The following is a 3,651-nucleotide window of genomic DNA, read 5'->3' on the forward strand; positions in this document are numbered from 1 at the left end:
TAACCAACAAGGACAACAATTTCATTAAAAGCACTTCAAACAAGCCAAAAAACAACCGATTTTACGTATCTTATATAACAATAAGCAAACTCCAATTTCATTTTGTTAGCTATTATTAAAATTGAAAAAAATTTTGTTCCATGTTTTCATATTGTAATCAATCAGATGTATTATCATATGGAATGTTTTTATTAATAGCGCTTATTTTGTACAGAGCACTTTTATTTAGTGCTCTGTACTATTTGTAGAATGAGAATTTTACTGTTCTTTACATATTTTTATAATTTCTACATAAACTATTTCTAAGCTGATTGAACTAGAGGCTTCACTCTTGGAAAACAATTAGTTTTCCAATCAAGCTCATGAAACCCACAGGCAGACAACTTAAAATGTTGTCTGCCAAATTATTAACTTTTTATATAACGAAAAGAAGTTTTGTATATTCCCTTTATAAGCTACCAGCAATGGAATTTCAGGATTCCCCTCCATTATACAAGGCAGTAATAGCAGGGAATTAAAGAAGGTACCTGCTATCCTTTGTATAATTACATTTCTTTTACATAAACTATCAATGATTCATTTTACCAATATGAGTCGATTGGACATTTTAAAAATCCTCGTGAATTACTCCTGATGGGGCAAGCCATATGGCTTGTCCTGTTTTCATGTATAGAAAATCTTCTGTTATATATATTAGCTTAAAATATAGGTATCAAGATATAGCTATCAACCTAAGATTTAACCTATCTCTAAAGGGAAAAAGTAAATATCACGCACGAGGATTAGTTGCTTGATATGTATAAATTAGCCAACAGTTCATAAGTACATCAATTATATAATTATGTAGCTGTATGGAGGTATCTACACATATCTTGATAAATTAACTAATGATGGGGTACTTTCGTAGCACAGTTTTTCAACAAGTATTATCTAATGAACAGTAAATATTAAGTATTCATATACAGCAATTAAATCATTTATCATCGTAAATAAATAAAAGCTAGCTCAAATTCATATTTTACATCTTTCATTAGTATTAATAAGTGTGAAGGACAAGTTGGTAAGGAGGAAACGTAGAATGAATCAAACTTATGAAGAAAGTGCATTGTTTGAACATAAATTTTGGCTAAAAGTTCTTGGGGATCATGCACAGTTTCTCTTAGATGCTTTAGCGCCAAAAGAAACTGAAGATATTCAGAGGGCCATGTATTTTGTAAATAGATTTGATATTTTTTTAAGTCGTATTAATACAGTCAGTTTAGTCGAATTTGCAAAAGACGTTAAACAATCTGCAGAAGAGATCCGGCAATTTAAGTTGAATATTATACAAAAGCAATTGGAAGGAAAAATTGTTATCCACTTTACTCCAACTTTCATTAATCATATGGTAAATGAAGTAGAAGAATATATAACAGTATTAGAATATTTAATAAAAGGAGAGGTCCCACCTGTTTTTCATGAACTACATTATCATCTGGTTTGGTTAACAGATGCGGCTGGTCACGCTGGTTCGATTTCAGGTGAATTAGACCTTGTAGAGAAACGATTGAAAGAGAAGAGTGAGATGTACGCCAAACATTTTGAGCAGTTTTATTTAAAAGCTGTTGAAATGACGGGATATTTACGCACAGAACTTAAGCATTTTCCAGCATTAAAGAGGTTTACGAAAGATGTTTCATTGGAATTAAATTTATTTTCGCATTTTCTTCATGAAATAGAAGAATTAGAATTATCTGAGCAAATTTTAAGTTCGCTATCTGCGAGAATGGCAGACCACATGGCAAGAGAGGAATGCTATTATTTATTAAAATTAGCACAATCATCTGGTTTAGGGATGCCAAAGTGTAATCCTCTTTAAGAGTAGATAAAAAAGCCACAATTATGTGGCTTTTTGTTCATTTATTCCTTCTTTTTTCTTGTCTTTTTGTTGTTTTACTTGTTCAATGCTAGCATTTAATGTTTCTATAATATTGATGATGTTTGTAGCAGGATATATGGTTTCATTCTTTTCTTGTTGTTCGATTTTTTCTTCTATAAAATCAGTAAGCGCTTCTTTATATTCATCTACATACTCTTCTGGTTTAAATGAAGTGGTTAGATGATGAATTAGATTCATTGCTGTAGTTAATTCTTGTTTGTGTATTGGGTTCTCCTCCATCTTTGGAAGACCGGGCATACTTTTTATATTCCGAATCTCCTTAGGGTAATGGATAGTCTGTAAAATAAGACCTTCTTGAAAGCTTCGAATAATAGCAAGATGTTGTTTCTTGCGAATAGCAATACGAATAAGACCAAGTTTATTTGTTCGCTCCAAAGCTTCTTTTAATAATAAATATGTCTTTTCATTCCCATGGATAGGACCCACAAAATAGGAGCGATCAAAAAAAATCGAGTCAATTTCATCATTTTGGATAAAAGATGAAATGCGAATTATTCGCGGCTCATCTTTTTTTTGTAGCGCTTCTAATTCTTTATCTTCAACAATTATATATTTATGTGGCGCATATTCATAAGCTTTTACTACTTCTTCCTCACTTACTTCAGTATCCGTACAATCAGGAGCAATCTTTTTATACTTAATGGGAGTAAGACATTCCCTATGAAAACTTAAAAATTTAATATCTTTTTCTTCTACAGCACTATATAGCTTAATACCAATGCTTAATAATCCAAGTGAAAGAGAGCCTTTCCATACCGTATGCATTTAAATTTTCTCCTTTCATAAAAAGAAAATGAATAGTTTTATTATGAGGTAATAAGAAAATCCATATACATTTCAAATATTTTTTAGAGACTAAAAAATATTTGAAAAGGAAGATTCACAAATGCAATTAGCTACACATGAGTTACGTAATTTAAGAGAATTATTTGCTGGTTGTTACAACACAATCAATACGATGATTATATACATTCAGCAAGCACAAGATCTAGGGATACAGCCGCATCGCCATCAACCTAAGAAACCAATCACCCCCAAAACGAAAAAAACGGGTTGAATTCACATAAATAACTGTAGAAAAGGGCGGGTATTCTTATAGAAAGACCTATTTTTATATTCGATTTGTATGTATTACAACAATATAAGATTATAGGTATATCTAACAAAAATATTTCAATATGTTCGTAGCACAGATATTCCTATAGTGCATTTTGTAAAAAGTTGAAATTGTATATTTTTTATAAAAAACGAGGCATAATTTTTTGGGGGAGCAATCTGTAAGTCTCATTAAAATATGTGGTAAATTTACAGGGGATATGCAATACATATTCGAAAAGAGATAAGGCACTAATAATAGTGTTCTTATCTCTTTTTTACTTATAATATGTAGCAATTAGTTATGGGGAAATTAAAAAAACATTTGTTTAAGATATTGGCTCTAAAAGGAGATGTTACGTCTAATTTGTTCAATTTTATGTTTATTATATAGATTTTATATAACAAGGAAAAAAGTAGGGGAAAGAAACACAAAACGGCACAGTAATATCTCTTTGGAATCTAGATAAAACTTATATCAAATTCAAAGGAGAATATTTTTTATCTTGCAATTGATAATTGTCGTTTAGACACAATTTAAGTATTGAAATTTTCTATACTTAGATGTATTATATTTTTGTATTTTTTCTCTATCTGAAACAGAGAAAACATCATCA

The 3,651-nt window shown here is 30.2% G+C and carries 2 protein-coding genes and 1 pseudogene; 2 read left to right on the plus strand and 1 reads right to left on the minus strand.

What is annotated here, in order from left to right; genetic code table 11:
• Window positions 1-1,078 precede the first annotated feature (1,078 nt).
• On the plus strand, window positions 1,079-1,858 hold the full coding sequence (locus tag JDS96_RS29925; protein ID WP_199669022.1) for a DUF2935 domain-containing protein: 780 nt from the start codon (window positions 1,079-1,081) through the stop codon (window positions 1,856-1,858).
• 21 nt (window positions 1,859-1,879) lie between these two features.
• Here JDS96_RS29925 and ku read toward each other — a convergent pair whose 3' ends face one another.
• Window positions 1,880-2,704 carry a non-homologous end joining protein Ku gene (ku, locus tag JDS96_RS29930; RefSeq protein WP_199669023.1) on the minus strand — a complete coding sequence of 275 codons (825 nt, stop codon included), beginning with the start codon at window positions 2,702-2,704 and terminating at the stop codon, window positions 1,880-1,882.
• A 121-nt stretch (window positions 2,705-2,825) separates the two neighbouring features.
• Here ku and JDS96_RS33175 point away from each other — a divergent pair.
• Window positions 2,826-2,927 (plus strand): annotated as a pseudogene (locus JDS96_RS33175) (spore coat protein); the annotation flags it as partial.
• Between the last annotated feature and the right edge of the window lie 724 nt (window positions 2,928-3,651).

The sequence above is a fragment of the Bacillus cereus group sp. N21 genome, assembly GCF_016483395.1.
GTDB classification, from domain to species: domain Bacteria; phylum Bacillota; class Bacilli; order Bacillales; family Bacillaceae_G; genus Bacillus_A; species Bacillus_A pseudomycoides.